This is a genomic window from Pleomorphomonas sp. T1.2MG-36 (assembly GCF_950100655.1).
GTDB lineage: Bacteria > Pseudomonadota > Alphaproteobacteria > Rhizobiales > Pleomorphomonadaceae > Pleomorphomonas.
The window spans coordinates 1-22,837 of the sequence record NZ_CATNLY010000001.1 but is presented as its reverse complement, the minus strand read 5'-3'; the positions used below and the strand labels follow the sequence as shown (position 1 = coordinate 22,837).

Below are 22,837 nucleotides of genomic sequence, written 5' to 3'. Positions count from 1 at the left end.
GGCATGTGCGGGGAAAATCTACGCGCCCTTGCCAACATCACCGTTTGCCGCGTCAAATAATAGTATGAACGGTTCACCTGCCTGTCTGCGGATAGCGACGCAGTCATCGCAAAGGCGGAGCGTGTCAACTCCGCCCGGCGGCCGGCTTGCCTCCAACCGATAGTCCTTGGCGGGATCGTCGCCGCAGATTGAACAGACGTCCATTCGGCCGGCGAGTTCGATGACTTTGCGCGTCATCATCGCCTTTGGTGGGTCCCATTGCTCCAGGGCACTGAACCATTCCGGCGTATGCGGCGTGAGATGTTTTGGCGCCGATCGTGAGAAATGACCATTTGCTTGGAGCCATTCAGCCGCAACGTCTATGCGTTGTTGGTGGAGCATCGCCAGATGCTCGTACAGCGCCGCCATTACCCGGAAAAACTGAAGGTCGTATTGCCGGGAGAAAAGCAGATATCCGCCGCGATTGACGACATAGCGGTTCGGCCCTCCATCCTCGTTCTCCAGCACACTCCAGCAATAAGCCTCGGCCTGATCGGCCGGCGCGGCATTTAGTAGGGCGAGATCATACTGCCAGGGATTCTTGTCCCGCTCGACCTTCCAGAGCGAGAGGTAATTCGACGTCTCAAGCAGTCGGCAGAAGTCGCCATCACATTCCGGATGGCTTACCAGATGACGATGGAGATCATCGAAGGTTTGTATATCAGGGCTCTTTGCACGCGCGCCACCAAGAACGGTGTTGATCGCATCCCGCATGAGCTGCGGGACGTCGTCGTTTCCATCCCACCATGCGGCTTCTTCTGCAGTCACAGGCACGGTCGCATCTGCCACCGAAGCCAGGAGCGGGCTACTCTGAATATTGGCGGGTGAACAGAAATTGGGATTAGCGACAAGATGGATACCCGCAGATGCGAAGGCTTGCGCGACGAGGCGGGAGCAGAACTGTTTCTTGCTCCATTGGCGCGCCCCGCCCAGCAACGTCAACATCGCCTCTCTGGTGGAATATTGCGTGCCGATGTGCCCGCGCATGTAGTTTCGAACCGCCGCGAGCTGCTGATCGGAAAGGCCTTCACGCAGACGCAGGACGTAGACCGAGCAATCTCCATCGAAGAACAGTCGCTGCGTATTGCGCGCATGAACACCCTCGCCAGTCGCGTCGATGATCGATCTGTCCTCGACGCACACCATGGCATGAGAGATGTCGCTGCCGGTTGCGACGCGGATGGCTTTGCTTACTGCAGCAGTCGTGGTCGTGAGAACGATATCGCCAGGCTTCATCACGGCCTCGTTTAGCCGCTTCAGACCTGGGCGCGCCTCTTTCGCAGCCTGCAATCCGGCAATTGCGATCTTGCCACTCATTTGCTCACGCTCCCTGCTGAAACGGCTTGAGGCATAAGGAAAGCTGCCAAATCTCTGACGACAGTCCCTAGATCACCAGGATCGTGAGCGACGTCTCCGACGAACGCCCGCCATTGTTGCTGCTTCTGCGCATCTTCGGCAAAGGCCATTGTCAACGCATCGGGCGGCTCTTGAGGAATCGGTGTTCCACGCCGCGCGAACGTGGCGGCAATCGCTCGCGGCAATCTATCATCGTCGAAGGTGAAGGACCGACTGAGAATCCAGATGTCGTAGAAGTCCTTCATCCGGCTGTTTGCTCGCCCCAACGCTACCATCGCCTGGAACTTCTCGGCGATCACCGTCTCGCGCGCATAGGCCCGCAGGCGTGGCGCGGGAAATTCCAGCATAGAAGGATAGTCCAGCACCTCGGCCCCAGGTTCCATCGCGTCACCAAAGCCGATGTCGATCGTCAAACCGATACGGGCTCCGCTGATCGAGGCCGTTGTTCGCAGCCGCAGGCCCCCATATTCCAGCTCCTCACGGATGCGATCGACACGCAGCGCCGCAATGTCGAATTCCACGCCATCAGCGACTTCCAGCGCCATGATTTCGCGGAACGTCGCCAGCATTGGTTCGGCTTCAGAATCTCCAAAACCCAACAGATCGAGATCGCGTGTGCCACGATGAGGGTCGTCAAACCAGCTCATCATCAGCATCGCGCCTTTCAGAACGAAGCGATCGGCATACGGGGATTGACCGAGCCGAAAGAGTAGCCGTTCGAGGGCGAAGCGTGTCAGGACGAGATCGAAGCTCTGTCCACTCGCCTTGGCGAGTTGCAGCAGCCGGGCACGCACCGAGGCTCCGATATTCTTGAGCTCTTTAGCCATTGGCGATCAGCGCCTCGAGATAGGGGCGAATGACGGTCGCGACCGCACCACGCCCGGCCTGCTTAGCAATTTCATCTGGGGTCGCCTTGCGTTGACGCAGCGCTTCCTGGAGGCCTTCGATTGCCACGGACAGGCCGATCTTGTTCCGATACCGGAAGCAGTCAGCGATGGTCTTGGCGACGCCGAAGACCTTCACTGACACCCCCTCGACGGTGTGGGACTCGACACCATCCGCTAGCAGGCGATCCGTGAATCGTACGAGCCGAATTGACACGCCGTCAGCCTTGGGCGCCCAATCCTTTTGGCCGATGGCCATCCACACATGCCTGGGCAGTTGATCTGTAAGGTCATGGAACGCGAGCGCTGAGACGAGGCAGACAACCCCTTTTGGCAGGCGCTTTGCGGCCTCTGCGAGACTATGATGAGCGTCGAACGGGGCATCGGGGAGCTGATATAGCCCCCGCGCGAGCCTGAGCACCTCGCCATCACGCTCCATGCGGCTCATGGTGGCGGCCGTCACGCCCTCCGCGCGCAGTTCCGCCAGGCGCGCGATGCCACGCGCTTTCAGCACAGTCTGGGCAATTCGGCGTTGGGACACGGGTTCGGGCAAGATACGTCAGCTCGGAGAGTTGGTGCTATTATCCGAGCTTTTGTATCACGCCTCTCCTCCTAAAGGAAGGTATGCCGCAACACAATCAGGCAACTAAGCCGGACTTCAACCGATGAAACAGGCCCGAAAATCTAGGCATCAGCTTTACCCCGCCGCGCCTTCGCAAACCCTCGGTCCGTTGCAATGAACCGCTCCAGCATGGGCACGATCAGGCGAACGGGATCGGCAGCGGCGTGGCCCGCCTGGCGAGCGAGGATTTCGGCGTAGGCAGTCAGGTCGCGATGCAAGCTGGCGGGCAGCTCCAGCGTGACCTTCACCGGCTTGTCGTCGGCGATAGGACCGAGTTTCAGCTTTGCCATATCAGCCTCCGTAGGGCTCAAGAACGAGATCGCGGGTGACGATCACGCGGACGGGGAAGCCCGGCCGGATGGTCAGCGTCGGCGCGATGTTGAGCTGACGCTGCACGATCTGTTGGCCGGTCTGGCTGATGCTGTCGGAGGCGCCGTTGCGCAGCGCGCGGATGATGTCGCTGTCATTGCTCGATGATCCGGATTGGGCGCCGACGCTGAGCAGCGTCGACAGCGCCGCGGCCTTGAACAACTCACCCCAATGGTAGTCGACGCCGTCTTCGAGCCCGGCATAGCCCTCGGCATCCGCCCCCGGCTGGCGCTCCAACACGATCGAGCGGCCATTGGGGAAGATCAGCCGGTTCCAGACCAGCAGCACGCGGCGTTGACCGAATCCGACGCCATTGTCGTATTGGCCGATGATCCGCGTGCCCTGCGGCACGAGCAGGATTCGCCCGGTCGGGCTGTCATAGACGTTCTCCGTCACTTGCGCAGTGATCTGACCGGGAAGATCGGAGCGGATGCCGGTGATGAGTGCTGCCGCGATGACCGCTCCCGCCTGCAGCACATTGGCCGACGCGGGCGCGCCGACACGATCTGGTGAGACCGTGCGCTTGTCGGGTGTCTGGTTCAGAAACGCGAGCTGGCGATCCTGCGCGGAAGGCGTCGCCGGCTGTGGTGCGAGCCCGAGGCTGGCGAGGTCCGCCTGCGGCGCGACCGTAACTTGCGGCTGTGCCACAGCAGTGCTGGCTGGCCGCGTCTCGGTCGAAGCAAAGAGACGCGCCGTCCGCGCGGCCTCCAGCTCTTGGATTCGACGCTGCTCTTCCTGACCGATCCCCGGATTGGGCGTCGCGATCCCCGGCGTCGGCACCGTCTGGCCGGCGTTCTGGGCGCTGAGGATCGGCCGGCCGAGGTCGCCCGGTAGCGGTGGGCCGAGCTTTGGGATACCGGCATAGTCCTTCGGCAAGGCGGCGAGCCCGTCGGGCGTCGTCCGGTTGTCGGTCGAATAGAGCTCCTCGTTCGTCTTGCCGCCGTGCCGGGTTTGGAGCGCGTAGATCAACGTGCCGCCGATGCCGGTACCGGCAAGCAGGCCAAGCGCGATCAGCACCTTTCGCGAGAGGCGCGTCACGCGCGGCGGTTCGGGCCGCAGCCGCATCGGCGCGACCGGCTCTCCGGTCAGCGGTCGGGCATCTGCTTCCGCCTCCGGCTTCTGACGATCGAGTTCGATCTCGCTCACGACGCCGGCCTCCCGTCGCTACGGGAGATGCGAACGCGCTTCTGATTCTTGTCGGCGCCGAAGCGCAGCTCGGCGGCGGCGAAGAGCCGATCGACGATCATGTAGTTGTCGCGGACGCGATAATTCACCAGTTCCGAGGTGTCACCCTCCGGACCGACGACGAAGAGCGGTGGCATCTCGCCCTGGCCGATACCGCGCGGGAACTCGATGAAGACCTGCTTGCCGTCGTCGAAGGCGCGGAGCGGCCGCCACGGTGCGCGGTCGCCGGTCACCTCGTAGCGGAAGTTGACGCGCGTGAGATCGATGCCTGTCGCCACTGGCTGGACAGCCTGCGCCTCGGCGTTCTGCCGACGCAGCGCGATGAGCTGGTCCTGCGGATACTGCCAGGAGACCGAGGCCATGTAGGTCTTCTCGGTCGAGCGCAGCTCCATATGGTAGGTGCGCGCATTGGTGTTGATGACGAGGTTGGTCATCAGCTCGGGCCGCGTCGGCTTGACGAGGATATGAACCTGCTTCGTCCCGCCCGCGCCACTCTCAGTGTCGCCGATGATCCAGCGCACCGTATCGCCAGCGGCGACCGGACCGGAGCCGACCAGCGTTTCGCCCGGCTGCAAGGCTATGTCGGTGATCTGACCAGGCGCGGTGTAGACCTGATAGAGCGCGCCATCGACGAAGGGATAGACCTGGATGGCGTTGATGAAGCCGTTCCGGACCGGCTGCATCCGCGCGGCGGCGTTGGCCTCGTTCACCCGCGCGGCGGGGTCCGGCAGTTCGGGCGTCGGCTTGCCGTCTTTGCCGACGGGCTTCAACTGGCCGGGCAGCGGCAGAGGCTTCGGCAACTCCACCACCCGAACCGGCGCCGGCGGATCGGCGGTCTGAACCGCAGGCATGGCATCGTCATAGGAGATTTCCGGCGGCTTCTGCGCCGTGGCGCAGCCGGCGAGCACGGATGTGCAAGCCAAGAGAAGCGGCAAGGCGGATTTACGGAAAGCCTGAGAACTGCAGGTGAGGAAAGCCGGCCTCCCGGCTTCACGGAAGGTCGGCGTCATTGGGTCAGCTCCTTCGACCAGTTGATGGCGGTGACGTAGATTCCGAGCGGGTTGGCCCGGAGCTTTTCGGCGTCGCGCGGCACCTGAACGACGACGGTCAGGATGGCGGTCCATCGCTCGGTGGAGGCAAGCGAGCCGTCCTGATAGGTCCGCTGAACCCAGGCGACGCGGAAACTGTCGGGTGACGCACGGATGACGCTCGAGACATCGACGGCGATCTGCGTCTTGCCGACCTTGGTGAAGGGGTCGTTGGCGCGGGCGTAGTCGTTGAGCGCCAATGCGCCGGCCTGCGTGGTGAAATCGTAGGCCCTGAGCCAGTTCTGACGGACGATGATCGCGTCCGCGGGGATCGAGCGGACCCCTTCGATGAAGCGCGCGAGATGGAAGGCGATCTGCGGATCTGTCGGCCTATAGTCGGCGGTCGCCGGAGCGACGGCCTGCGCCTGGCCGAGTTTATCGACCTGAACCACCCACGGCACGACCGAGCCGCTCAGCGATTGCCAAACCAAGGCGGCGGAGAGCCCCGCCGACAAGGCCAGTGACCCGAAGGCCATCAGGCGCCAGTTCTTCGCCTGCACGCGGGCCGAGCCGATGCGGTCGTCCCAGATCTGGGCGGCGTGTTGATAAGGTGTCTCGGGTTCGGGCGATTTGCCGTAATGGGTGGACGGTCGTTTGAACATCAGCGGTCGCCTTCGGAGAGATGGACGGAAGCACCGCCGCCGTGGCTGTCACCGGACTTGACCGCATGGGCGGCAGCCTGGACGCCGTGCGACATCGCCTGAGAGCGCTTCATGCGCTTGGCCCAAGCGGGCGGGCCGTCGGTGGTTGCGGATGAGGATGCGGCGGCATCGGAGGCGCCGCCCTCGCCGACAGCCGATCGCCCGCCCGCTTCGAAGCTGTCCTTCATCGACGCGGCGGCACGCCGGAATGGGCTGGCGATGGCAGAGCCGAGTTTGGCGGCACCAGTGCTGGCGACATTGCCGAGGCCAGAGGCGACGCCAGAGACGCCAGTGTGTCCGGCCGCGCCGAGGCTGTAGGCAGACGATGCTCCGCCTGCGAGCGCCGCCCCACCACGCGCTGCTGCGGCAGCGCCTCCTGCCAATGCCGCGCCACCGGAGGCGACAGCACCGACCGTCGCGGCACCCGCCATCGCCATGCCGCCAGCGGCAAGGCCCGTTCCGATCGCCGCGCCCGCACCGAGCTGCGGACCTCCGGAGACGAGGCCGTTGGCGATGCTGGGACCGAAGATGCCGAGACCGAGCAGCGACAGCGCCGCCAGCACGATTGCCATGGCGTCGTCGATCGTCGGCGTCGCGCCGTTGAAGCCGGCGGTGAACTCGGAGAACAGCGTCGAGCCGATGCCGATGATGACGGCAAGCACCATCACCTTGATGCCGCTGGATATCACGTTGCCGAGCACCCGCTCGGCCATGAAGGCGGATTTGCCGAAGAGGCCGAAAGGGATCAGCACGAAGCCGGCGAGCGTCGTCAGCTTGAACTCGATGAGCGTGACGAAGAGCTGCACGGCGAGGATGAAGAAGGCGAGCAGGATCAGCGCCCAGGCGAACAGCAGGCAGGCGATCTGAATGAAGTTCTCGAAGAACGAGACCCAACCCATCAGGTCCGAGATGGAGTCGAGCAGCGGCCGGCCCGCGTCGAGGCCGGTCTGCGCCACCTTGCCGGGACGCATCAGATCGCTGACCGAAAAACCCGTGCCGGACGCCTTCAGGCCGAGCCCAGCGAAGCTCTCGAAGACGATACGCGCGAGGCTGTTCCAGTTGCCAATGATGTAGGCGAAGACGCCGACGAAGAGGGTTTTCTTGATCAGCCGCGCGATGATGTCGTTGTCGGCGCCCCACGACCAGAACAGCGCGGCCAGCGTCACGTCGATGACGATCAACGTCGTGGCGATGAAGGCCACCTCGCCCTGCAACAGGCCGAAGCCGCTGTCGATGTAGCGGGTGAAGACCTCCAGGAAGTGGTCGATGACGCCGGAGCCGCCCATGGTCAATGCGCCTCCGACGAGGTGGGGCCGAGGAACCGATCCCGGTTCTCCGCCCAGGCCTTGAGGCAGCTTGCATCACGGCTGGCGGCCTCACCGATGTCACGGCAATGCCGGAGCGTGGTGCGCAGCGGTCCGGGATCACCGACGTGAGGACGGCTGACGGTCTGGATCTGCGTCACCTCGTCGGTGCGCGTCAGTTCGATCACCGTCGCGGTGATCGCCACCGCGACGAAGGCGACGGCGCCGATGCGTGCGAGGGTCTTGCCGTCCATCGCCGCGCCCTCAGTTGCTGCCGTAGAACATCTTGGCCGAACCGGGTTGATAGCCCGTGCCCGGCGTCAGGAAGCGGCGGCGCTGCTCACGCCCCTGTTCGGCGGCGGCCGCGCGCTCTGCATCGCTGAGCGCCTGTGCCCGGCCATTGGCGGCGACGACGGCGGTGAGGTCGGCGAGTTGCTGTGCCTGGAGGGCGAGAAGCTGATTACCGGCCTGTGTCGCCTGGAGCGCGCCGGTTGCCGACTGGCTGGCGCCGACCAGCGTCGACATCTGCGCACGATTGGTGTCGATGTTGCCGACGACGCCGGCCTGCACGCGCATGGCGTCCTGCAGACCGCCGACGGTGTTCTGCCAGCGCGAGCGGGCATCGGCGAAGAGTTGCTGGTCCGACGCCGACATCGAGGTGGTCGAGTATTTCTGCTGGAAGGCCCGATCGATCTGCTGAACGTCGTAGGCGATGTTCTGCGCCTGCCTCAGAAGCTGCTGCGTCCGTTGCACGGACTGTTGAAGCTGCTGGAGCGACGAATACGGCAGGCTCGCCAGATTGCGGGCCTGATTGATCAGCATCTGGGCTTCGTTCTGCAGCGAGGTGATCTGGTTGGTGATCTGCTGGAGCGCGCGGGCAGCCTGAAGGACGTTCTGGGCATAGTTCGAGGGATCGAACACGATGATCGCATGAGACGGCATCGGCAGCATCGGTGCGACAGCGACGGAGGCGGAAAGCAAGGCAGCGGCGAAGCGCGCCGCGCGCGAACGGCGCAGGGTCATGGACGTGTCTCCAGATTGGTGAGGTCGGGAATGAGGTCGGCGGCCCAGCCGGCACCGCGATGGCGCAGCCAGGCGTCGAGGAAGCCGTCGCGGCCGTGTTCGGCAACGATCTTCGCGATGGCCGCCTGATCAGTCTTCGAGGACGCGGCGCAGAGGGCGAGCGCCACGTCCGACAGGCCCAGCTCGAACAGCCGGTTACCGCGCCGGGACTGGCAGTAGTAGTCGCGCTTAGGCATGGCGCGAGCGATGATCTCGATTTGACGGTCGTTGAGACCGAAACGGCTGTATATGGCGGTGATCTGCGGCTCGATCGCGCGTTCGTTCGGCAGCAGCAATCGCGTCTGGCAGCTCTCGATGATGGCTGGCGCGATGGTGCTGCCGTCGATATCGGAGAGCGACTGCGTGGCGAAGATGACGCTGGCGTTCTTCTTGCGCAGCGTCTTCAGCCATTCGCGGAGTTGGCTCGAGAAGCCGTCGTCGTCGAGCGCCAGCCAGCCCTCATCGACGATGATGAGCGTCGGCGAGCCGTCGAGCCGGTCTTCGATCCGGTGAAAGAGATAGGCGAGCACGGCGGGCGCAGCTTCGGTGCCGATCAGCCCTTCGGTCTCGAACGCCTGTACCGTGGCCGAGCCGAGATGCTCACTCTCGGCATCGAGCAACCGGCCCCAGGCTCCGCCGATGCAGTAGGGCCGCAGCGCCTGCTTCAGGTCGTTCGACTGCAACAGGACGCAGAGGCCGGTGATCGTGCGTTCCTCGATCGGCGCGGACGCCAATGAGGTCAGTGCCGTCCAGATGTGCTCTTTCACCTCCGGCGTGATGGCGACGCCCTCTCGGATGAGGATGGCGACGATCCAGTCCCCAGCCCAAGCGCGTTCGGCAGTCTCCTCGATACGTGCGAGCGGCTGCAGGCTGACAGAGGTTTCCGAGCCGTCGGTCAGGCCGCCACCGAGATCGTGCCAGTCGCCGTGCATGGCGAGTGCGGCGGCGCGGATCGAACCACCGAAATCGAAGGCGAAGACCTGAGCCCCGGCATAACGGCGGAACTGCAGGGCCATCAGCGCCAGCAACACGGATTTGCCGGCACCGGTCGGACCAACAACCAGCGTGTGGCCGACATCGCCGACATGAAGGGAAAACCGGAACGGGGTCGAGCCTTCGGTCTTGCCGAAGAGCAAGGGGGCGGCGCCGAAGTGCTCGTCCCGTTCCGGCCCCGCCCACACGGCACTGAGGGGGATCATGTGGGCGAGATTAAGTGTGGAAATCGGTGGCTGCCGGACGTTGGCATAGACATGCCCCGGCAGGCTGCCGAGCCAGGCATCGACCGCGTTGATGGTCTCCACCATCGCTGTGAAATCGCGGCCCTGGATGACCTTCTCGACCAGCCGCAGCTTCTCGTCGGCGACACGCGGATCGATGTCCCACACTGTCACCGTCGCGGTGACATAGGCGATGCCGGCATAGTCCGCGCCCAACTCTTGAAGCGCGAGGTCGGCGTCCGCTGCCTTATTCGAGGCGTCGGTGTCCATGAGCACGGATTGCTCGTTGGTCATCACCTCCTTCAGGATCGCGGCAATCGACTTGCGCTTGGCAAACCACTGGCGGCGGATCTTGGTGAGCAGCCTCGTCGCGTCGGTTTTGTCGAGCAGGATCGCGCGGGTGGACCAGCGATACGGGAATGCCAGTCGATTCAACTCGTCGAGCAGGCCCGGCGTGGTCGCGGTCGGGAAGCCGGTGATGGTGAGGACGCGCAGGTGCTGCGCTCCCAGCCGCGGCTCCAGCCCGCCGGTCAGCGGTTGGTCAGCCAGCAGCGCGTCGAGATAGATCGGGGTTTCGGGAACGCGGACGCGGTGCCGGTGCGTGGAAACGCAGCCATGCAGATAGGTCAGTGTCTCGCCGTCATCGAGCCAGCGGCATTCCGGCATGAACGCTTCGATGAGATGCAGCAGCCGGTCGGTGCGGTCGGCAAAACCGGCCATCACTTCGTGCGCGTCGATGCCGGTCTTCTCGCGGCCTTCGTAGAGCCAGGTCTCGGCGCGCGCGGCGTCCTCAGCCGGCGGCAGATAGGTGAAGGTCAGGAAGTAGCTGGATTCGAAATGGCTTCCGGCTTCTTCGAAGTCGGCTTTCCGCTCGGCATCGACCAAGGCCGACGCAGCATCAGGGAAGCGGTTCGCAGGATAGATGCCGGCCGCATGGCGTTGTGCTTCGACGAAGATCGCCCATCCGCTGCCGAGACGACGGAAGGCGTTGTTGAGGCGGCCAGCAACGGCGACCAGTTCGGCGGGCACAGCCGAGTCCAGATCGGGACCATGGAAGCCTGCGGTGCGTTGAAAACTGCCGTCCTTGTTGAGCACGATGCCGGTGCCGACCAAGGCCGCCCAGGGCAGGAAATCGGCGAGCCGTCGATTGCGGTTGCGATATTCGGCGAGGTTCATCATAGCTGCGCTCCCCTTCAGATCGAGAGATGCGCGGGGATGCGCAGATGGCGGCGACCGACCTCGACGAACAGCGGGTCGCGCTTCGCCGCCCACACCGCCGCGAAGTGCCCGATCGCCCAGATGGCGATGCCGACCAGCCAGAGACGCAGACCAAGGCCCACCGCGCCAGCGAGCGTGCCGTTCATGATCGCGATGGCGCGCGGCGCGCCGCCGAGCAGGATCGGCTCGGTCAACGCCCGGTGAACCGGCACGGTGAAGCCCGGCACTTCGCCGTTCTGGTCGCCGACACCCGCCATCAGACCAGCGCCCCGCCGCCGAACGAGAAGAAGCTGAGGAAGAACGAACTGGCGGCAAACGCGATCGACAGACCGAAGACGATCTGGATTAGGCGACGGAAGCCACCCGAGGTGTCGCCGAACGCGAGTGCCAGGCCCGTGGTGATGATGATGATCACCGCGATGATCTTGGCGACCGGGCCTTCGATCGACTGAAGGATCTGCTGCAGCGGCTGTTCCCACGGCATCGACGAGCCGGAGGCATAGGCGGGTGCCGTCACCGCCACGCCGAGCGCGACGACGGATACGGTCATGGTGAGACGTTGGCGCGCGAGGCGTGCGGCTTTGATCACGGAGCTTCTCCTTCCGGGGTGGTGCTGATCGCGTTCGATGCGTTGTCGACGGCGGGTACGACGCGGTAATCGCCGTCCGGACCAAGGCCATCGACCCGGGCGAGTTCGGTGAGCCGGCGGGCGGAGCCACGGCCGGAAAGGACGGCCACGAGATCGATGGTCTCGGCGATCAGCGCGCGCGGAACGGTGACGACGGCTTCCTGGATGAGCTGTTCCATGCGCCGTAGAGCACCGATGGCGCTGCCGGCGTGGATCGTGCCGACGCCACCGGGATGGCCGGTGCCCCAGGCCTTCAGGAGGTCGAGGGCCTCGGCGCCGCGCACTTCACCGATCGGGATGCGGTCCGGGCGCAGGCGTAGCGAAGAGCGAACGAGATCGGAGAGCGAGGCGACGCCGTCCTTGGTTCGCATCGCGACGAGGTTGGGTGCCGCGCATTGCAGCTCGCGCGTATCTTCGATGATGACGACGCGATCGGATGTCTTCGCCACCTCCGCCAGCAGCGCGTTGGTCAGCGTCGTCTTGCCGGTCGAAGTGCCGCCCGCGACGAGAATGTTGGCGCGGGAGGAGACGCCGGCTCGCAATACCGCTGCCTGGGCCACCGACATGGTCCCAGCAGCGACGTAATCGTCGAGCATGAACACGGCGACAGCGGGCTTGCGGATGGCGAAGGCCGGGGCCACGACCACGGGTGGCAACAGCCCCTCGAAACGTTCGCCGGTCTCCGGCAGTTCGGCCGAGACGCGCGGACGACCTGCATGAACCTCAGCGCCAACATGGTGCGCGACCAGGCGCACGATGCGCTCACCATCTGCCGGCGACAGATGCTCGCCGGTATCCGACAGCCCTTCGGAAAGCCGATCAATCCAGATGCGCCCGTCCGGGTTCAGCATCACTTCGACGACGGATGGGTCTTCTAGTAACCGCGTGATGGCGGGGCCGAGCGCCGTGCGCAGCATCCGCGCGCCGCGTGCAAGCCCTTCAGAATTGTGGTGCGAAGCCGCCATCCGATCCCCGATCTCGCCGGGGAGAAGTCAGACAGTCCCCAGACGGGGTCGATTAAAAGGGCCGGAAATTGGGCTGATTCAACAAGGATTTGATGACGTGCGGCCTTGGCGAAGAAAAGGCGGCGATCGGCGGAATCTCGTATTCGCCTTGAGAACGATCGGCGCAAGTTGATGCCGATTGCTCCTTGATCGATTTACCCTTGACCCTGACATTGATGTCAGGGGTTACGAGATACAGCAGGAGGGCGGATGAAGATCGGAGACGCTGCAAAAAGGACGGGGGCGAGCGTGCGCTCCATCCGTCACTACGAGAAGGTCGGCCTGATCCGCGCCACCCGCGAGGAGAACGGCTATCGCGATTTCGACGAAGCCGACGTGCTTCTGGTGCGCCGCATCGGCCGGATGATCCGGCTCGGCTTCACCACCGAGGAAATCGCGACCTTTCTCAACTGCATCGTCGACGATCCCGCCACGGTCACCGCCTGTCCGAAGGTGGCCGCTGCACATCGGTTGAAGCTCGCGGCGATCGAACGGCAGATGGCCGATCTCGAAACCCGTCGCCAGAAGCTTCTCATCACCCTGAAGGCTGCCTCCGGTCAGGACGACACCAGCGTACCGGAGACGCTTGCCCATGCCGAAGCCAGCCCCATCACCCTCGCTCATCCTCGCCACCCTGGCGCTCGCGGTCTATTTCGTCGGCGCGGTTGAATTCATGCTCGCACCGATGCTGACGCCATTGGCGTCGGCTTTCGCCGCTAAGCCCGCCGACATTGCCTGGCTCGTCTCGGCCTATGCGGTGTCCTACGCCGTGCTCGCCCCGCTCATTGGCCTCCTCAGTGACCGGATCGGCCGCCGCCGCCTGCTCCTGCCGGCACTGGCTCTGTTTACCGCCGATGCGCTGGCCGTCGCCTTCGCGCCGTCGCTCACTTTCGCGATCATTGCCCGCATTCTCGGTGGCGCAGCGGGCGCAGCCCTGACACCGACCGCCTTCGCCCTCATCGCCGAGACGGTTCCCGAACCCCGCCAAGCCGGCGCCATGGGCCTCGTCCTCTTCGGCCTGACCCTCGGCATTGCCACCGGGCCGACCTTCGCGGGGCTCCTCACCGATGCCTTCGATTGGCAAGCACCGTTCATCGCCGTCGCCTGCGGCTGCCTCGCCGTTCTCGTGCTGGCCGCGCGCATCCTGCCGCCGTCTGTTGCGCGGCAGGGCCAGCCGCTCAAAGCCTCGGCGGCTCGCCTGCTCGAAGGCGCGATCCTCCGGCCCAACCTCTCCAAGGGCTTCTGGCTCGGTGCAACGATTGCCGGCTTCCTGATCTCCGGCGAGGTACTGCGCAGCCGCTACGGCCTTTCGACCAGCATGATCGGACTCTCGGTCACCGCCTTCGGGGTTGGCCTCGCGGCAGGCAATCTCGCCATCGGTCGCCTCACCGCCTGGGCCGGACGTCCAGAGACTGTCCTCATCTTCGCCATCGCGCTTATCTTCGTAACGCAGAGCGCCTTCCTCGCAATCGACCCGAGCCTCGGTTTGGCAATCGGACTATTGGCTCTCTGGGGTTTTGCATCAGGCCTCGCCGCCCCCGCCAACACCGCCATTCAGGCGAGCCGAGCCGGAACCGATGCCGGCTTCGTGCTGGCGTCGTCAGAATCGATGAACAACGGTGCGCTGCTCGTGCTTGCGCCGATCGTCGCCGGCTGGATCGGAGGTGGGGACACCATCAACGCGGCCATTCTGCTCGGCGTCTGCACGCTTGCAGCGCTAGGGGTAAATCTCGTCGACCGACAGTCCCGAACGAAGGCTGTCCCATGCGAGGCGAGTTAGGTGCTCGCGTTCGTCTCCTCTTGGATCGCGTCGACATCGCGGGACAGCTCTTTCAGAAAGCGATCCCCAGTCGCGAGCCTTCGACCGAGCGTTTGCAGGAAGCTCTCGAAGCGCTCTGCGCCTTTCGCCCGCGCCGAGGCCTGCGCGCTGTCGGGCAATGGCGGCGTGATGGTCAGCCAGAAGCGGATGAACAGCGAAAGCGTCTCTCCGAGGATGGCGAGGTCTTCGTCCAGTCCGTCAATCTGTCGACCGATCCGGTCCATACGGCGGGCAAACACGGCCTCCAGCCGCTCGGATGCATCAGCCGATAGGAAAGATGCGACGGCGGCTTCGATCACGGCGGATTTGGAAATGTTGCGTCGAAGCGCCAGCGCCTCGACCTTCTTCAGGAGGTCGGGGTCGAAATAGACATTCATGCGGGTCTTGGTCTGCATGGCCGTCCTCACAATTCGAGGCCATCGGCCGGGTCCATCGTCGCCTGCCGGGCATTCGATGTGACCTGCCGGCGCAAACGGCTGGCTCGGGCGGCGTCAACATCGGAATCGTCTTCGAGGACATCGAACTCGCTGAGGGGGGATCGCTCGGGTGGTGCGATCTCTTCATGCTCAGGCAATTCCGGCTCGCGGCGAATGCCGGCATTGGCCGGATCGACGCTCACGGCATTCCCGTGGTCGGATGTTGCTCCAGCCGATGCGGTCGGAATCGCCAGAGCCGACCAATCATCCGCGAACTGTGCTGCCGGCAGGGTCGCTGTCGCTGCCTTCGGCGGCGGCAGGATGCGCTCGCGGAACCGGGCATCCTCGTAGTAGCGGGCCTTCTTCGCCCGCGCCGGCGGCACACCCGCGACCAGCAGCAGTTCGTCGGCCGGTGGAAGCTGCATCACCTCGCCGGGGGTCAGCAGCGGCCGGGCCGTCTCCTGCCGCGACACCATGAGATGCCCGAGCCAGGGCGACAGCCGATGTCCGGCATAGTTGGTGGAGTCGCGCATCTCGGTCGCGGTGCCGAGCGCGTCCGACACCCGCTTGGCGGTGCGCTCGTCATTGGTGGCGAAGGCGACGCGCACATGGCAATTGTCGAGCACCGAATTGTTCGCGCCATAAGCCTTCTCGATCTGGTTGAGGCTCTGCGCGATCAGGAAGCTCTTGATGCCGTAGCCCGCCATGAAGGCCAAAGCCGACTCGAAGAAGTCGAGCCGGCCGAGCGCGGGAAACTCGTCGAGCATCAACAGGAGCCGATGCCGGTTGGCGGAGGTCTTCAAGTCTTCGGTCAACCGCCGTCCGACCTGATTGAGCAACAGGCGGATCAGCGGCTTAGTGCGGTTGATGTCTGAAGGCGGAACCACGAGGTAGAGACTGACCGGCCTCTCCCCCTCCACCAGATCGGCGATGCGCCAGTCGCAGTGGGCCGTCACCTTCGCGACGACGGGATCGCGGTAGAGGCCGAGGAACGACATGGCGGTGGAGAGCACGCCAGACCGCTCGTTGTCGCTCTTGTTCAACAGCTCTCGGGCCGAAGACGCGATGACCGGGTGGACACCGGCCTTGCCGAGGTGTGGCGTGCTCATCATGGCGCGCAGCGTCGCTTCGACGGGCCGCTTCGGATCGGAGAGGAAGTTGGCGACGCCGGCCAGCGTCTTGTCCGGCTCCGCGTAGAGAACATGCAGGATCGCGCCGACCAGCAGCGAATGACTGGTCTTTTCCCAATGGTTGCGCTTGTCGAGCGCACCTTCTGGATCGACGAGGATGTCGGCGATGTTCTGCACGTCGCGGACTTCCTTGTCGCCACGCCGCACCTCCAGCAGCGGATTATAGGCCGACGAAGCCGGATCGGTCGGATCGAACAACAGCACGCGGCCATGCTTCGACCGAAAGCCGGCCGTCAGACCCCAATTCTCACCCTTGATGTCGTGGATGATCGCGCTGCCCGGCCAGGTCAGCAGCGTCGGCACGACGAGGCCGACGCCCTTGCCGGATCGGGTTGGCGCGAAGCACAGTACATGCTCGGGACCGTCATGGCGCAGATAGTCGCCGTCGAGCCTGCCGAGCAGCACGCCATCGGGGCCGAGCAATCCAGCAGCGCGGATTTCCTCCGGCTCCGCCCATCGCGCCGAGCCATAGGTGGCGACGTTCTTCGCCTCCCGAGCGCGGATCACGGACAGGGTGATGGCGACGACGATCGAGACGAAGCCGCCCGACACGGCGATGCAGGCGCCTTCAATGAAGATCGGCGGCGCATAGGCGTCGTAGCAGTACCACCACCAGAAGAAGAGCGGCGGATAGTAGATCGGCCAGCCAGCTAGATCGAACCAGGGCTGCCCAAGCTGTGCCTGAAAGCCGAGCCGCCATGCCGTCCACTCCGTCGCGCACCAGATGGCAGTGAGCACGATCATGAGAACGATGGCGACTTGTCCCCACAGGACGCGGCTTCCGGACATAAAGGCTCCAACCGGCAAAAGAGACGGAGCCGATCAGAGAATAGCCGTGCCAGCCAGAAGCAACAGAAAATCCGAAACATCGGGGTTTCGGATACCACGGCGAAGAAAAAGGACGCTCAGTGCCGCGCCGAAAGCGCCTCGGTCGCCGCCTGTTCCAGTATCTTGCGATAGCCGGCCTTCGTCATCCAGCGAGCACGATTGAGATGGCTTTGCCAGCAGAGGTGCGTGCGTTCCCCTTCAGTCCCGGGATCACGATGCAGCACGATACGAGCCACTTCGGTCCAGTCCGCCCCATCCGTCTCAGCATCGAGCAGTCGCAGATACGTGACGAAGTGGCGTTCGTCGTAGACCGTGATCTCTGGCCCGCTGGGAGCGAGATCGTCGACATCGGGATCGAGTGCGGGGCGTATCCGCATAGGATGGCCCTCCTTTCGACAGTACAGCGGCCCGCAAGGAATAGTTCAACAGCTCTTCAATTTTGAGACAAACAGCTTGGTGAACCACGCCTTTTTCCGGTAGCGGGCTGGAATGCATCGTTTGGCCGAGCGGATCTATAGCACGGTTCAGTGCGAATCGGAATGATCGTTCCTGGAACGATCATTCCGACGCAGGCTCTCATTTCGCCATGGATCTCAAGGAGGTTATGGCAGTCAATCTGCGTCGGCTGCGCCATGACAAGCAAATGACGCAGGAAGAGCTGGCCGACCAGTCCGGCCTGAGCGCGCGTTATATCGGCGCGATCGAGCGCGCCGACGTTTCCGCCAGCGTCACGGTTCTTGGGCAGATTGCAGAGGCGCTTGGAATTGAGCCGGGTGAGCTTTTGAAGGAGTCAGCCAAATCGCGCTGATTTGGTTCCTTGCGCATCCGGCAAAGGCGGTCCCGCTTAACATCTGGATGCGGTCGCCATTTGTGCTGCGGTTGCCATGGGGCTCTGAGCGGACTAGCCGGTCTTGAAGCCGGTCAAGGTATAGTTGCCATATTAGCCTGGGAATTCTTCATGACCGCGTCCGACCCCATCGTGGTCATTCATCGCGTCTCAGTGATCGTTCAATATCTGCCATTCGCATAGCCAGCAGGACTAAGGACAGATCCAGGGGCACCCGCGCGGAGGGAAAGAAGTCGGACTGGAGGGACATTGCGGCTATCGGATGGAAGGGCCGGAATGTCGCCTGGAGCCACCCGCGTTTACACGGCCGCGGATGCCTCACGGGCGGTCGCGGCACGGTGGATCCTGACGAGCCGATCCTGAAGAGGGTTCAGAAGTTGGCCGAAAGCTGCACGGAACGGCACTGGAACTTTCTGGGCTATGTTGGCGCTGACTTCGGCGAACCCTTCGATCATCCGCGCGCGAATGTCCGGCGTGACGGCGGGATTAGTCCAAATGTTTTCGGTCAGCTTGGCAAACTCCTCAAGAAGCCTAACCCAATCCTCTGGTCTTAGCCGCCTGCCATCTATCGGCCCCCACGCGCGCGTCAGAGCGTCTTCGACTTCGCGGTCGAACTGCCGTTTAACAGACACCTGCATGAGGCGTCCGATGCGGTCCGTCGTCCGTTTATACAGTTCGGTATCGCCGAGCTTATGCGTGGCGGCCCATGGCATCGCCATAATCATAGGCATATCCACGGTTACCGGTATTTCCTTACCGGCGATGACATCCACAGCATACGTCTCGCAAACTGGCTCATCGCCGTCAAACTGCCAAGTGACGCCGACACCGAAGGCATCGAACAACTCCGCGTAGAAAAGCATCCGCCCTTTTGTCGGGTCGCCGACAAGTGCCAGGCGATGTGTCACTTCACCCGCCGCTTCGATCCATCGGCTTTGCGGCATGAAGAAGAATGTGTCGGGCGGAAGAGTTGGCGCATCAAGATCGAACCGATCGACATACGTGTGGAAACCAGGTGGAACTGCCTGCCCGTGATAGGTCGCGAAGACTGCGGCGGCGGTGAACGCCCAAGGGAAAAGGATTCTCGGTCCCATCTGCATGTTGAGATGCAGCGGTCCTTCCGGCCAACGGTGCTCGGTGATGGCATGTTTCATTGCCTCATCGATATCGAATTGCGGATGCTTCTTCTTGATCCTTCCCAAGAGAGTTTTTGCCTCCTTGAGCGTCCTCGCGGCGATTGTGAAACGAGTCTCGTTACCCACTTCCTCCTCGACAAACTCATGACGCAGAGGCGTTAGATGCTCCCCAAAGGAGAAAACGAAGATCTTGCCGTCCTCTCCTTGCATCCTGGTCTCTATAGTCGACTTCGAACGGTCGGCCGACCCGCCGATCAGGTTCATGATCGCCTGGAAGGCTTCGATCAGCGGATAGTCGAACTTGTCGTCGAGGATCCCATTTCCGACGCGCGAGAGGATGTCCTTTGGCTTCAGGCGCCCGCCGAGCGCGCTCGGGATTACGTGCGCTTTCGAGTTATTCGCAGGTGTGATCCGATCGCCGGTAACGATGCAATCCTCTCGTGCTGACATGGTTTCCCCTTCTGGCATGCTCGTTATCAAAGATATGGGGAGCGGCGTATCAAAATACCAATCGACGGCGGGCCCCTGATGCGCTCGATCATAGCGATGCGCGGCCGTGTAGCTTCCTCTCAGCACATCAAGTCAAAGAGGCCAAATCGTGAGTTCAAATCGAGACGACTTTTCCGAGGCAACCAGGAGGGCTCTCGCCGGACGAGCAGGGCATCGCTGTTCGATCTGCAAGACGCCGACGACCGGGCCTAGCGACGAGTCGCCTGCTTCATTCATGAATGTCGGTATCGCGTCCCACATCACTGCAGCAGCGCCGGGACAGGGTGCGAGACGATACGATTCTTCGCTCACGCCAGAGCAAAGATCAGATATCGACAATGGAATATGGTTGTGCCGTAGTTGCGACGGGATCGTTGATCGAGATGCCGTGCGCTTTCCACCCGAAACCCTGAAGCGCATCCGGCGTGACCACACCGAATTCGCCCGCTTGGGAACGCGCGTCGAGACCGAGGTCGGGCTGATCGCGATCGGACCGAATATTGTCGCTGGTGGGCAGGTTGTCCGCTTCAATGCGTCCGGCATCGTTCTGCACTTGGCGTTCTTCTTGCAGGGTTCCGCCGAGGATCTGTTCTCCTTCGTCCGCCATTTCGACGCGCAGCCGGCGCTGTCCCGGTACGTTCTACTGAGTGAACTCGGCCTCGGCGGACTCCTTGCAGAAGCACCGGAAGTCGCGCGCGAAGGGGTAGCGTGGAACATGACGTTTCAATGGCTGCCCGGTGCCCGCCGCCGGCCTGCGTCGGAGCTTGCGGGAATGAGCCGACACACCGGCAAGGTGGTTTCCGGAGAGGAGTATTGGAAACAGACCTTTGAGGCGGTCCTTGAGCAGCCGCCCGCCACCTGGTTTGCCAACATGGAGGGCGGAAGTCACCTTTCCGAGCTTTATGATGCGTTACGCGGATCAACTTGGTTTGAGCATCTCGTGAAGTGCGAACTGGTACGCCTCGCCTGCGTGCCCGCTCCAGCCAGGCTCGGAAGACAAGCCAGCGAATACCCTCCCTTAGTGTGCGTCAGGCACGTCCTCGGCGTGCGGATCCCGGACGCAACGCCTGTTGACGACCGTCTGCGCTTGGAGGTCGATTTTGATCTTGAAGGCCATGGCCGCTGGACCGGAAATTTGAGCTTGCACATCTATAGCCAGGAGGCTTTGCGGAGGGAGCGTGCAAAGGCTGCGTGGATGGCTGAAAACATCCGGCGTATTGAGAAAGGGGGGAGAATGCTGCCTAGTCCCGTACCACCTGACGGATGGGACACAGATGATGGTTACCCTGATTGACCTCCAGTTATAAAGAGGTGCCCACAGTGTTGTAATACACGTCGGCTTTCTGGTGTGGGCTCACCCAAACCGGACAGTCGCCTTCCCACCCCGTTTCCGCCTTGCGGCTGGTGGGGTGGACTGTTAGCTTTTGGGGAAACGAAAAGTCGGCCCGAATGGCCAAATGGAAAGCGCAAAGCTTCCGTTCCAGACGAACGAGACAGACCGCCCTCGTTGGGTCACGTTCGGTCAATTGACGAGTGTCTGTCTTAACCGGGTGGGCGCAATCTGCTCATCTCGGTAGCAAGATCAAGCAGATGTCTGAGGGCCGGATCGCGATTGTGTGGCGACCAGACCGCGCTGAATCTGGCCCGGTTCGGCTCATCGGCGATAGACCGGAACACGACGCCGGGAAACGGGACGTGAGACGCGGCTTCGCTCGTCAGCGTGATCCCCTCGCCATCTGCAACCATGTGCATCAGCGTGTCTCGACCAACATCGCACCGACGAATGCGTGGCGTCTTCTCTCGTTCGACGAGCCTGCGAACGATGTGGTCCAGGACCTGGGGACCGGCACCGGCTTGCCGGACCAGGAAGGTTTCTGAGGCAAGGTCGTGCCACACGAGACGCTCCGCGCACGTCAATGGATGGTCCTGCGGCAGCACGGCCATCAAGGTTTCCGACCATAGCTGCCGCGAATGGCAATCGGGTGCGTCCACGGCCCCTACCACGAAGGCGATATCGAGCTTGGCCTCGCGGACCTGACGAATGATTTCGTCTGAGCGTCCTTCGAAGAGGGCGAGTTCGATTTCCGGATGTTCGTCCCGATACCGATGGCGCAGATCGGCCAGGAACCCCGGCCCGATCGAAGACAAGAGCCCAATCGACAAGTGACCAACCGCGCCGTTCATGACCGACCCTGCGGTCTTGATCGCGAGATCGAGATGGCCGATCCCCGCCGCCACTTCCGCAATGAAGCTTCGGCCTGCATCAGTCAGGCGGACACCGCGGTGGCGACGCTCGAACAGAACAACACCGAGATCCTCTTCCAACGCCTTGATCCTGGTGCTCACACTCGACTGGCTGACGCCGAGAGCATTCGCCGCATGTCGAAAATTCAGATACTCGGCAACGGACAGCGTCTGGATCAGCGCCACGAGGGGGATGCGGCCTCTCAACAGCGCATTCTGTTGATCAACGACCTCCTGGCCATTGTTCGCTCGTCGCCGCATTGCGCCTCCTATCTCACTAAGCGCTCGGGCGATCGCTGAGAGGCGAGAGTCTCGATAAGCCATTGAGGGTCGGCGCGAAGCCAACCCTCAATGGAGCTGCCAGTCCATAGCCAGCGTCGGTCCTGTGCTGCGGCCCTCTTCATCCCACCGGAGACGTCTCCGCCTCCCGCGCCAATGCAGTTTTCACTGACTCTCGCGCGCCGATCCGCTGCATGTAGCGCGCGGTCGCCGGCCAACGGTCGAGATCGATCGAAAACCCCTTCATCCAGCCGAGCACGGTGAAAAGGTAGGCGTCGGCGACCGTGAAGCCGTCGCCCACCAGATAATCTTGAGATGCGAGGTTCACCTCGATGAAGTCGAGGCGCCGGAACAGCCGGTCCCGGAAGATCACCAGCGCCTCCTCCGGCAAGGCTCGATTGAACAGCGGGCTCGATCCGGCATGGACCTCGCTGGTGATGAAGTTGAGCCATTCCTGCAGCCGAACCCGCGCCAGCGTACCGGCGGTCGGAGCCAATCCCGCTTTCGGCTTCAGGTCGGCCAAATACTGAACGATGGCCGGTCCTTCGGTCAGAACCTCGCCGGTCTCGAGTTCGAGTGCCGCGACATAGCCCTTCGGATTGACGGCAAGAAAGTCCTCTCCCGTGGATGTGCGTTTCGTCCGATTGTTCACGCGGACGAGCTCGTAGGGCAGTCCGAGTTCCTGAAGCACGATGTGCGGCGAGAGCGAACAGGTGTCGGGGGCGAAATAGAGCTTCATCGTCGGGACCTCGATGTGGGGATAGATCGCCGCCCACATTGGCAGGTCCCGTGATATAATAAAAATTACTCCCATATTTTCTTGATATACCCGGCCTACATCAAAACCCGGAAATTTCTCGGATCGATGATATGGAAGTCATCGGATATAAAGTCTCTCAACTTGAGCCATTGGCTTGGTAAAGTTTTCCGGAAGAACACGTTCACCGCATCTACGAAATCGGCGAATCTTTC

Annotated in this window: 24 protein-coding genes and 1 pseudogene; 5 read left to right on the top strand and 20 right to left on the bottom strand. The window is 63.1% G+C overall.

Annotated elements, in window-relative coordinates; genetic code table 11:
• Nucleotides 1–18: 18 nt before the first annotated feature.
• The 14 genes from QQZ18_RS00120 to trbB form a co-directional block, all read right to left on the bottom strand.
• Nucleotides 19–1,356 (bottom strand): YiiX/YebB-like N1pC/P60 family cysteine hydrolase, encoded by a 1,338-nt coding sequence (locus QQZ18_RS00120; protein WP_284537251.1) that lies wholly within the window; start codon nt 1,354–1,356, stop codon nt 19–21.
• Complete coding sequence (locus QQZ18_RS00115) at nt 1,353–2,222, bottom strand: nucleotidyl transferase AbiEii/AbiGii toxin family protein (protein ID WP_284537250.1); 870 nt, start codon at nt 2,220–2,222, stop codon at nt 1,353–1,355. The genes QQZ18_RS00120 and QQZ18_RS00115 overlap by 4 nt, the downstream gene beginning before the upstream one ends.
• The gene (locus QQZ18_RS00110; RefSeq protein ID WP_284537249.1) at nt 2,215–2,832 is read right to left on the bottom strand and encodes a type IV toxin-antitoxin system AbiEi family antitoxin domain-containing protein; all 618 of its coding nucleotides are present in this window, start codon (nt 2,830–2,832) and stop codon (nt 2,215–2,217) included. Before QQZ18_RS00110 ends, QQZ18_RS00115 begins: the two co-directional genes overlap by 8 nt.
• A 131-nt stretch (nt 2,833–2,963) precedes the next feature.
• Complete coding sequence (locus tag QQZ18_RS00105; RefSeq protein WP_284537248.1) at nt 2,964–3,191, bottom strand: DUF2274 domain-containing protein; 228 nt, start codon at nt 3,189–3,191, stop codon at nt 2,964–2,966.
• A 1-nt stretch (nt 3,192) separates the two neighbouring features.
• Nucleotides 3,193–4,416: a TrbI/VirB10 family protein gene (locus QQZ18_RS00100; RefSeq protein WP_284537247.1), complete on the bottom strand. Its 1,224-nt coding sequence runs from the start codon at nt 4,414–4,416 to the stop codon at nt 3,193–3,195.
• Complete coding sequence (gene trbG, locus QQZ18_RS00095) at nt 4,413–5,465, bottom strand: P-type conjugative transfer protein TrbG (protein WP_284537246.1); 1,053 nt, start codon at nt 5,463–5,465, stop codon at nt 4,413–4,415. Before trbG ends, QQZ18_RS00100 begins: the two co-directional genes overlap by 4 nt.
• Nucleotides 5,462–6,145, bottom strand: coding sequence for a conjugal transfer protein TrbF (gene trbF / locus QQZ18_RS00090; RefSeq protein ID WP_284537245.1), 684 nt, complete (start codon nt 6,143–6,145; stop codon nt 5,462–5,464). The genes trbG and trbF overlap by 4 nt, the downstream gene beginning before the upstream one ends.
• Nucleotides 6,145–7,470: a P-type conjugative transfer protein TrbL gene (trbL, locus tag QQZ18_RS00085; protein WP_284538724.1), complete on the bottom strand. Its 1,326-nt coding sequence runs from the start codon at nt 7,468–7,470 to the stop codon at nt 6,145–6,147. Before trbL ends, trbF begins: the two co-directional genes overlap by 1 nt.
• A 2-nt stretch (nt 7,471–7,472) precedes the next feature.
• Entirely contained in the window at nt 7,473–7,742 is a 270-nt protein-coding gene (gene trbK-alt, locus QQZ18_RS00080; RefSeq protein WP_284537244.1) for a putative entry exclusion protein TrbK-alt, read from the bottom strand.
• Between the two features lie 10 nt (nt 7,743–7,752).
• Complete coding sequence (trbJ, locus tag QQZ18_RS00075; RefSeq protein ID WP_284537243.1) at nt 7,753–8,511, bottom strand: P-type conjugative transfer protein TrbJ; 759 nt, start codon at nt 8,509–8,511, stop codon at nt 7,753–7,755.
• Nucleotides 8,508–10,946, bottom strand: a complete 2,439-nt coding sequence (trbE, locus tag QQZ18_RS00070) for a conjugal transfer protein TrbE (RefSeq protein ID WP_284537242.1) — start codon at nt 10,944–10,946, stop codon at nt 8,508–8,510. The genes trbJ and trbE overlap by 4 nt, the downstream gene beginning before the upstream one ends.
• Nucleotides 10,947–10,960: 14 nt before the next feature.
• Nucleotides 10,961–11,242: a VirB3 family type IV secretion system protein gene (locus QQZ18_RS00065; RefSeq protein ID WP_284537241.1), complete on the bottom strand. Its 282-nt coding sequence runs from the start codon at nt 11,240–11,242 to the stop codon at nt 10,961–10,963.
• Nucleotides 11,242–11,535 carry a TrbC/VirB2 family protein gene (locus tag QQZ18_RS00060; protein ID WP_284538722.1) on the bottom strand — a complete coding sequence of 98 codons (294 nt, stop codon included), beginning with the start codon at nt 11,533–11,535 and terminating at the stop codon, nt 11,242–11,244. Before QQZ18_RS00060 ends, QQZ18_RS00065 begins: the two co-directional genes overlap by 1 nt.
• Nucleotides 11,536–11,570: 35 nt before the next feature.
• Entirely contained in the window at nt 11,571–12,578 is a 1,008-nt protein-coding gene (trbB, locus tag QQZ18_RS00055; protein WP_284537240.1) for a P-type conjugative transfer ATPase TrbB, read from the bottom strand.
• Between the two features lie 249 nt (nt 12,579–12,827).
• Between trbB and QQZ18_RS23730 the strand changes: the two are divergent.
• The 3 genes and pseudogenes from QQZ18_RS23730 to QQZ18_RS00045 all read left to right on the top strand — a co-directional run.
• Nucleotides 12,828–12,965: pseudogene (locus QQZ18_RS23730) on the top strand (MerR family DNA-binding transcriptional regulator); the annotation flags it as partial.
• Between the two features lie 45 nt (nt 12,966–13,010).
• Nucleotides 13,011–13,286, top strand: a complete 276-nt coding sequence (locus QQZ18_RS23725; RefSeq protein ID WP_446728600.1) for a hypothetical protein — start codon at nt 13,011–13,013, stop codon at nt 13,284–13,286.
• On the top strand, nt 13,210–14,397 hold the full coding sequence (locus QQZ18_RS00045; protein ID WP_284537238.1) for an MFS transporter: 1,188 nt from the start codon (nt 13,210–13,212) through the stop codon (nt 14,395–14,397). Before QQZ18_RS23725 ends, QQZ18_RS00045 begins: the two co-directional genes overlap by 77 nt.
• On the opposite strand, the gene QQZ18_RS00040 is transcribed toward QQZ18_RS00045, so the two are convergent.
• From QQZ18_RS00040 to QQZ18_RS00030, 3 genes are all read right to left on the bottom strand, one after another.
• Nucleotides 14,394–14,831, bottom strand: a complete 438-nt coding sequence (locus tag QQZ18_RS00040) for a ribbon-helix-helix domain-containing protein (RefSeq protein WP_284537237.1) — start codon at nt 14,829–14,831, stop codon at nt 14,394–14,396. The genes QQZ18_RS00045 and QQZ18_RS00040 overlap by 4 nt on opposite strands.
• 8 nt (nt 14,832–14,839) lie before the next feature.
• A complete protein-coding gene (locus QQZ18_RS00035; RefSeq protein ID WP_284537236.1) occupies nt 14,840–16,831 on the bottom strand; it encodes a conjugal transfer protein TraG in 1,992 nt (663 codons plus the stop codon).
• Between the two features lie 116 nt (nt 16,832–16,947).
• Entirely contained in the window at nt 16,948–17,247 is a 300-nt protein-coding gene (locus QQZ18_RS00030; RefSeq protein ID WP_284537235.1) for a DNA -binding domain-containing protein, read from the bottom strand.
• Nucleotides 17,248–17,456: 209 nt separating this feature from the next.
• Here QQZ18_RS00030 and QQZ18_RS00025 point away from each other — a divergent pair, with 209 nt between their 5' ends.
• The gene (locus QQZ18_RS00025; protein WP_284537234.1) at nt 17,457–17,678 is read left to right on the top strand and encodes a helix-turn-helix domain-containing protein; all 222 of its coding nucleotides are present in this window, start codon (nt 17,457–17,459) and stop codon (nt 17,676–17,678) included.
• Nucleotides 17,679–18,016: 338 nt separating this feature from the next.
• Here the strand turns inward: QQZ18_RS00025 and QQZ18_RS00020 are convergent, their stop codons facing one another.
• Nucleotides 18,017–19,303: a hypothetical protein gene (locus QQZ18_RS00020; protein WP_284537233.1), complete on the bottom strand. Its 1,287-nt coding sequence runs from the start codon at nt 19,301–19,303 to the stop codon at nt 18,017–18,019.
• Nucleotides 19,304–19,730: 427 nt separating this feature from the next.
• Between QQZ18_RS00020 and QQZ18_RS00015 the strand changes: the two genes are divergently transcribed.
• Nucleotides 19,731–20,636: a hypothetical protein gene (locus tag QQZ18_RS00015; protein WP_284537232.1), complete on the top strand. Its 906-nt coding sequence runs from the start codon at nt 19,731–19,733 to the stop codon at nt 20,634–20,636.
• A gap of 248 nt (nt 20,637–20,884) precedes the next feature.
• Here QQZ18_RS00015 and QQZ18_RS00010 read toward each other — a convergent pair whose 3' ends face one another.
• The gene (locus QQZ18_RS00010) at nt 20,885–21,847 is read right to left on the bottom strand and encodes a LysR family transcriptional regulator (protein WP_284537231.1); all 963 of its coding nucleotides are present in this window, start codon (nt 21,845–21,847) and stop codon (nt 20,885–20,887) included.
• Between the two features lie 139 nt (nt 21,848–21,986).
• Nucleotides 21,987–22,643 carry a glutathione transferase GstA gene (gene gstA, locus QQZ18_RS00005; protein ID WP_342398903.1) on the bottom strand — a complete coding sequence of 219 codons (657 nt, stop codon included), beginning with the start codon at nt 22,641–22,643 and terminating at the stop codon, nt 21,987–21,989.
• Nucleotides 22,644–22,837: the final 194 nt, after the last annotated feature.